Origin of the sequence: uncultured Albimonas sp. (genome assembly GCF_963977235.1) — a bacterium.
Lineage (GTDB): Bacteria > Pseudomonadota > Alphaproteobacteria > Rhodobacterales > Rhodobacteraceae > Albimonas.
The window spans coordinates 1-6,616 of sequence record NZ_CAXBOD010000112.1 but is presented as its reverse complement, the minus strand read 5'-3'; the positions used below and the strand labels follow the sequence as shown (position 1 = coordinate 6,616).

6 protein-coding genes and 1 pseudogene are annotated in these 6,616 nt (G+C 69.6%); 5 read left to right on the top strand and 2 right to left on the bottom strand.

Annotation, left to right across the window (positions count from 1 at the left end):
- The 5 genes and pseudogenes from AAC134_RS23190 to ribB all read left to right on the top strand — a co-directional run.
- Positions 1 to 379, top strand: a 379-nt coding sequence (locus AAC134_RS23190) for a recombinase family protein (protein ID WP_339952067.1), incomplete at its 5' end; no start/stop codon positions are given.
- A 138-nt stretch (positions 380 to 517) separates the two neighbouring features.
- Positions 518 to 691, top strand: a pseudogene (locus AAC134_RS23185) (IS3 family transposase); the annotation flags it as partial.
- Positions 692 to 1,424: 733 nt separating this feature from the next.
- The gene (locus tag AAC134_RS23180; protein WP_339952065.1) at positions 1,425 to 1,955 is read left to right on the top strand and encodes a flavin reductase family protein; all 531 of its coding nucleotides are present in this window, start codon (positions 1,425 to 1,427) and stop codon (positions 1,953 to 1,955) included.
- Between the two features lie 102 nt (positions 1,956 to 2,057).
- Positions 2,058 to 3,149, top strand: coding sequence for an LLM class flavin-dependent oxidoreductase (locus tag AAC134_RS23175; RefSeq protein ID WP_339952063.1), 1,092 nt, complete (start codon positions 2,058 to 2,060; stop codon positions 3,147 to 3,149).
- A 63-nt stretch (positions 3,150 to 3,212) separates the two neighbouring features.
- Positions 3,213 to 3,911 (top strand): 3,4-dihydroxy-2-butanone-4-phosphate synthase, encoded by a 699-nt coding sequence (gene ribB, locus AAC134_RS23170; protein WP_339952061.1) that lies wholly within the window; start codon positions 3,213 to 3,215, stop codon positions 3,909 to 3,911.
- Positions 3,912 to 3,917: 6 nt separating this feature from the next.
- On the opposite strand, the gene AAC134_RS23165 is transcribed toward ribB, so the two are convergent.
- Together AAC134_RS23165 and AAC134_RS23160 are read right to left on the bottom strand one after the other, a co-directional pair.
- Entirely contained in the window at positions 3,918 to 5,780 is a 1,863-nt protein-coding gene (locus AAC134_RS23165) for a sigma-54-dependent Fis family transcriptional regulator (protein WP_339952060.1), read from the bottom strand.
- A gap of 163 nt (positions 5,781 to 5,943) precedes the next feature.
- Positions 5,944 to 6,444 (bottom strand): hypothetical protein, encoded by a 501-nt coding sequence (locus AAC134_RS23160; RefSeq protein WP_339952058.1) that lies wholly within the window; start codon positions 6,442 to 6,444, stop codon positions 5,944 to 5,946.
- Positions 6,445 to 6,616 lie beyond the last annotated feature (172 nt).

Sequence of the window (6,616 nt, the reverse complement as noted above, 5' to 3'; positions counted from 1 at the left end):
CAATGTCGTGCAGGATCTGACCGAGCGCGGGATCGGGTTGCGCGTGCTGGCCGGTCAGGGCGCGCAGATCGACACGACCACGCCGGCCGGGCGTCTGGTCTTCGGCATCTTCGCAGCCCTCGCCGAATTCGAGCGCGAGCTGATCCGCGAGCGCACCGTCGCAGGTCTCGCTGCCGCCCGGGCGCGTGGGCGAAAAGGGGGGCGGAAATTCGCGCTGACCAAGGCTCAGGTCCGGCTTGCCCAAGCAGCTATGGCCAATCGCGACACATCCGTCGCCGAGCTCGCCGCCGAGCTTGGCGTCAAACCGGTCACGCTCTACCGCTATGTCGGACCGAAGGGGGAGCTGCGCGAGAACGGGAGGCGAGTCCTTGGCGTTTAGGGCTGGACTTCCACTCTCCCGCCCACGCCTCCTCTATCGCCTCGAACGGTGGGGTCTCGGCGAATGATGTGCGCGAGGGTTAAGCTATGGCGCTTCAGCACCGCCGCCAGCGCCGTCGCACGGAAGGGCGCCACCTCAGTCATCCACAGGCGCGGGCCATGGCGCAGCTTGGAGGCGGTTGAGTTCGCGACCCTCGAATGGGTCGACTGGTTCAACAACCGCCGCCTGATGGAGCCTATCGGCAATGTGCCGCCAGCGGAGGCCGAAGCCGCATTCCGCCCCGCGCTGGAAACTCGCAACGTGGCCGCGTAGCTAACGAACATCAGCCTCCGGCAGATCCGGCGCGGTTCAGCATGCCAGATTGACGCATTCCGAGTTGTGGGACATAAATGGCCGGCTTCATGGTCGGCCATTTTGGGGACCCTGCTTGGCATCAAGTTCAAGGTTCCGCCTGAACGCTTTCAAGAGCCCTTCAGCGCCAGACGTCGCGGGTAGTGGGAAGGCTCGGGCCCATCGTCTTGACGCTAGGGCGCCTTGGCCATTCGACGAAGGGTTCTCTGATCGCTCTGCTCACTTGCTCCGGTGAGCGGAGCGGCGCTTGCGAAAACCCGTCTTGGAAACCCCTCCGCGGTTCAAGACTTGCACGAGCCGCGAGCCCCCCGAGCGGGATGCGGCAGGATCGCGATCAAGCGTCGGGTCCGCTTCGCGATTCCTCTGTCCTCGGGCTCGCGCATGCAGGCCAGGACTGCGGTGGTCGCCGAGAACGCCATGGCGTCGCACAGGATATGCTCGCGATTTGCGCCGAGCACTGCGTCTGCTCCATCCGCCAATCCCGCACCCCGGCGCTGAAATGCAGGTGCCCGCTCGTCGAGAGAGGCATGCGACAGCGATCTCGTGCCGACCGTCTCATCTGAGACGTTCGACGGCATCAAGCTGTTGAATTAAAAAGACTAAGAAGTTGGCACGTGCCTTGCCAAGCCTTGCAGCGAGACGTGTCCGAAGCGGCGCGTCGAGGGAGACAGGCTCGTTGGGAGGACGATGTCGCATGGCCGGATACGAACACGCCGCCGCAGGCCGAGAAAACCTGCAAGCCGACTTTCGGGACGCGATGCGCGCCTTCGCGGCGCCCGTGTCTCTGATTACGGTGCGGGAACAGGGCGGCGACTGGAGGGGGATGGCGGCCTCGTCGGTCAGTTCCTTGTGCATGGAGCCGCCCTCGGTCCTTCTCGCCATCGACCGCGCCTCTTCAACGCTCGAGACGATCCGGCGCGTCGGGCAGATCTGCGTGAATTGCCTCTCCTGCGATCAGCAGGATGTGGTGGCCGTATTCGCCAGCGAGCGGCGTCGATCCGAGCGCTTTCGGGTCGGCGACTGGTCGGAGGGACCCAACGGCTCGCCCTGGGTCGTCGGCGCACGCGCCGCGCTTTTCTGCACGGTCGAGCGAACGGTCGACTACGGCACCCACACGATCCTGATGAACCGGGTCGAGGCGGTGCGCCTGACGCCTTCGGGCGCGTCGGCGCCGCTGCTGTGGCTCGACGGCGGACCCGCGCGCGCGGAACGCGCCGCGGTCTGACCCGCCCCGAACACGACCGCCGCAGGATCGCGGCGGACCGTGGGCGCGGCGGCGGGAGGTCGTCGCGTATTTGCAAAACTAATGAGACAAGGGAGAAACCCCATGAAGCTCGGCCTGTTCCAGATGCCGCTGCACCCGCCCCACCGGGCCCTCGCCGAGACGCTCGACGAGGACGCCGAGAAGATCATCCACGCCGACGCGCTGGGCTTCGAGGAAGCCTGGGTGGGCGAGCACTTCTCGGCCACGACCGAGCCGATCGCCTCGCCGATGATGTTCATGGCCTCGCTGATCCACCGCACGAAGGCGATCCGCTTCGCGACCGGCGTCGTCGCCCTGCCGAACCACCATCCCGCCATCGTGGCGGGCGAGGCGGCGCTGTTCGACCACCTCTCGAAAGGGCGCTTCATCTTCGGGATCGGGCCGGGCGGTCTGGCCAGCGACATGGAGCTGTTCGGCAATCTTGACGCCGAAATCCGCAACGAGCGGATGGCGGAGTCGATCCAGACCATCCAGCAGATCTGGTCGCAGGATCCGCCCTACGACATCCAAGGCAAGCACTGGCAGGTGAAGATCACCGACACCGTCGTGCCGGAGCTTGGGGTGGGCTACCTCGGCAAGCCCTTCCAGAAGCCGATGCCGGAGATCGCATTGTCGTCGATGTCGCCGGGGTCGGGCTCGGTCAGCTTCGCCGCCAAAAAGGGTTGGCGCCCGGTGACCGCGAACTTCGCGCCTGAGAGCACCGTCATCAGCCACTGGATCAAGTATCGTGAGGGCTGCGAGGCCGCCAACCGCCCCGCCACCGGCGAGGACTGGTCCGTGGCGCGCAACGTCTTGATCGCGGAGAGCGACGCCCAGGCCGAGGACTGGCTGCTCGATCCCAAGGGGTCCAATCACTACTACTTCAGCTACCTGTGGGAAGTGCTCAAGCGCGCCGACTACACCGCCGTGCTGAAGCCGGACCCGCAGATGGCCGATGACGAGGTGACCGTCGAGGACATCATCAAGGCGACGGTCGTCTATGGCTCTTCCGCCACCGTGACCGAGAAGCTGATCTCGTTGCGCGAGCGGTCGGGGCCGTTCGGCACGCTGCTGATGGCCTCGATGGACGGCGAGGGCGCGAACAAGGACCGGGAGTGGTCGACGATGACCCGGCTCGCCGAAGAGGTGGCGCCGGCGGTGCGCAGGGCGGCCTGAGCGAGCGGCGCCATCGGGCGCGGCGGGCAAGACCCCGCCGCGCCCCACAAGGGAGAAACCTCGATGATGTTCATGGAATCGAACGCGGCCGCGCTGATCGCGCAGGCCCGGCGCAGCGCCTGGCCGCCGGCCGGGTCGACCGCGGTGGAGGAGGCGATCGAGACGATCGCCGCGGGCGGAATGGTAATCGTGATCGACGACGAGGGGCGCGAAAACGAGGGCGACCTGATCGCGGCCGCCGACCTCGCCGCCCCGGAGGCGCTGGCCTTCATGGTCAACTATACCACCGGCATCGTCTGCGTGGCGATCGACGACGCGCGGGCCGACGCGCTGGCGCTGCCGCGGATGGTCGAGCGCAACGACGACCCGCTGGCGACCGCTTTCACCGTAACCTGCGACGCGACGGATGTCGGCACTGGCGTCTCAGCGGCGGAGCGGGCGCGCACCATCCGGCTGCTGGGCGACCCGTCCGCCGGGCCGGCCGATCTGCGCCGGCCCGGTCACGTCTTCCCCCTGCGGGCTCGCCGGGGCGGGGTGCTGGCGCGGATGGGCCATACCGAGGCCGCCTACGATCTGGCGCGACTTGCGCGGCGGTCGCCGGCGGGGATGCTGGCCGAGCTGGTGAACCCTGATGGCACGATGATGCGCGGGCCTGACATCGCGGGTTTCGCCGCGCGTCACGGGCTGCAGGTGCTGCGCATCGACGCGCTGATCGCGTGGCGAGTCTCTCGAGAGGTCGAATGGCTGGCGCGCTCGGCCTGAGCGGCCTCAGGTGAGGCCTGCCGCCTTCATGCGTCGATAGAAGGTCGCTCGGGAGATGCCGAGCCGCTTCGCGGCCCCGGCGGCGCTGCCTCCCGCGAGGTCGAGCGCCGCGCGAAGGCGGTCGATCTCGGCCGCGGGCTCCGCCTCGGATGCCTCTCCGACGATGGCGGGCGGCAAGAGGTCGAGCCCCACCTCCTCGCCCTCGCGCAGGGCGGCGGCATAGCGGGCTGCGTGGCGGAGTTCGCGCAGGTTGCCGGGCCAGAGGTGGGCGGAGAGCCGGGCCCGGGCCGCCTCGGTGAACCGCCCCGCGGGAAGACCGGCGCGCTCGGCCTCCTCGGCGAAGATCGCCTCGATCACCGCACCGCGGTCTTCGCGCAGGCGCAGGGGCGGGATCGCGAGCCTGGCGCCGTTCAGGCGGTGGTAGAGGTCTTCGCGGAAGCGTCCCTCACTCACCAACGCGGCCACGTCCCGGTGGCTGGCGGAGATCACCGCGACGTCGACCGACACGGCCCCGGAGCCGCCCAGCGGAGTGAAGGTGCGCTCCGACAGCACGTGCAGCAGGCGCGATTGCAGGTCCAGCGGCATGTCGCCGATCTCGTCGAGGAACAGCACACCGCCGTCCGCGTCCAGCAGCCGCCCGCGCGATCCCTCGCGCGCAGCGCCGGTGAAGGCGCCGGGGCGATAGCCGAACAGCTCGGCCTCGATCAGCGTGGCGGGGATGGCGGCGCAGTTGAGCGCCTCGAACGGTTTGGCGGAACGACGGCTGAGCTGGTGCAGGCGGCGGGCGAGCAGGCTCTTGCCGGCGCCGGTCTCGCCCTGCACCAGGATTGGCAAGCCGGCGTCGAGCAACTTGCGCGCCCGGCTCACCTGGGCGTCGAGAGCGGGGGCGGCGAGGTGCAGGCGCACACCCTCGACCACTGCGGGGGGCGTGCGGGCCGGCTGCGGGCGGGCGGGGGCCGGGCGCAGGCGCGGGCGAGCGGGCCGGTCGACCTTTGCCAGCAGTCGCCGGTCGCCCTGGCGCGGCGCCAGCCAGGTCGCGCCGTCCGCGCGCGGGCCGTCGTCGGCGCTCCGGAACAGGGTCTTGAAGCGGATCCCGACCAGGGTCTCGGGCGAAATCCCGCACAGGCCCGCCGCCATTCCGGTCGCATCGCGGACGCGGCCCTCGTCGTCCAGCGCCAGCCGCGCCTCGGCAGCGGCATCGAGGAAGTCGCCGTGCGGGGTCAGCCGCACGATGCGCATCCCGCCGTTCCGATGGTTGAACCAGGCGTTCTCGATCCGCCTGGCCGAGTGAGAGACGACCCCGCGAAGGATCCGCTGCACCTCGTGGTCGGTGCTGCGCGGCGTCGTCACGTTCAACACGAAGGCCGGCCGCCGCCCGCGACCCATCACCGGCGCGACTGTGCAGCTCAGCTTGGTCACGAAGTCGCCGAAGTGGTCATCGGCGACCACCGACAGCGCCTCGCCCGTTCGAAGACAGGTGCCGATGCCGTTGGTGCCTTGGCGATCCTCGGTCCATACCGTGCCAGGGGCAAGGCCGAAGCCATGCATCTCGGACTCCAGCTTGCGGGCGCAGCGGAAAGACACCGTCACCCCCTCGGCCGTGGCCAGCGAGACGACATAGTCGCTGTCGGCGAGCCGCAAGTGCAGCCGGTCCATCTCCGGCGTGGCGATGGCCAGCAGCGCTTCGGCCGGGGTTAGCACATCCTTCAGCTCGGCCCCGGTCAGCATCCGCGGCGGGCCGATGCGGTCCGGCTCCAGCGCATGATCCTCGAGGCAACGGCGCCAGGAGGCGATGATCGCCGGGTCGCCATGCGCCCCGGTCCCGCCGCCGACGGCCGACACGATGCGGTTGGCGTGCTCTCCCGCCATGTCGTCTTCCTCCCGCGTCTCGACCGGTCTCTACCTCTCGCGCCGTCACCGGAGCGTCACCGAGAAGCGGCCGGTCGTTTGCGGGATCATCGGTCAGCAGGGCGCCGCAACGCAAGCTTGCGCAGCGGCCCCCCGCCTTGGCGATAATCGCCGGCGCCCCGGGTCATTCCGCCGGCGTTGCCGGGACCTCTCGGCCGGCGCTGGCCCGGGCGAGTGCCGCCAGCCCCAGGGCGACCAGCGACAACAGCCCTCCCGCCCAGTTCGGCGAGGCGAGGCCGAAGCCCGCCGCGATGGTCGCGCCGCCGACCCAGGCCCCGATGGCGTTGCCGAGGTTGAACATGCCGATGTTGACCGACGCGGCCATCGTCGGCGCCCCGGCGCGGCTGGCCCGCTCCATCACCAGCTTCTGGATCGGGGAGACCGTGGCGAAGCCGAAAGCCGCCATCAGGAACACCGAGACGGAGGCCACCGCCGCGTTCCCCACGCCGGCCCAGAACACGAACAGCACCAGCGCCTGCGCCGCCAGCGTCGCGAACAGCGTGCCGAAGAGCGAGCGGTCGGCGAAGCGCCCGCCCAGCCAGTTGCCGACGGCCAGCCCGAGGCCGAACAGCACCATCAGCCGCGCGACCTCGGCGTCGGAGAAGCCGGCCTCCTCGACCATCATCGGGGCGATGTAGGTGATCGAGGTGAAGAAGACCGCGGGCCCATGGAGCTTCGACCAGCTCGAGTTCCTGTTCCTGCTCTGCGCGCTCTATCTCGTCACGGTGATGACGAGCGGGGCGCTGAAATTCGCGATCAACGTGGCGAAGGGACGGGTGGGCGAGCGCGTGCTGCGC

What these genes read in the sequence shown, in the direction of transcription:
- AAC134_RS23180 (WP_339952065.1), top strand. Translation starts at nt 1,425, where the DNA reads ATGGCCGGATACGAACACGCCGCCGCAGGCCGAGAAAACCTGCAAGCC.
- AAC134_RS23175 (WP_339952063.1), top strand. Translation starts at nt 2,058, where the DNA reads ATGAAGCTCGGCCTGTTCCAGATGCCGCTGCACCCGCCCCACCGGGCC.
- ribB (WP_339952061.1), top strand. Translation starts at nt 3,213, where the DNA reads ATGATGTTCATGGAATCGAACGCGGCCGCGCTGATCGCGCAGGCCCGG.
- AAC134_RS23165 (WP_339952060.1), bottom strand. Translation starts at nt 5,780, where the DNA reads ATGGCGGGAGAGCACGCCAACCGCATCGTGTCGGCCGTCGGCGGCGGG.
- AAC134_RS23160 (WP_339952058.1), bottom strand. Translation starts at nt 6,444, where the DNA reads ATGATGGTCGAGGAGGCCGGCTTCTCCGACGCCGAGGTCGCGCGGCTG.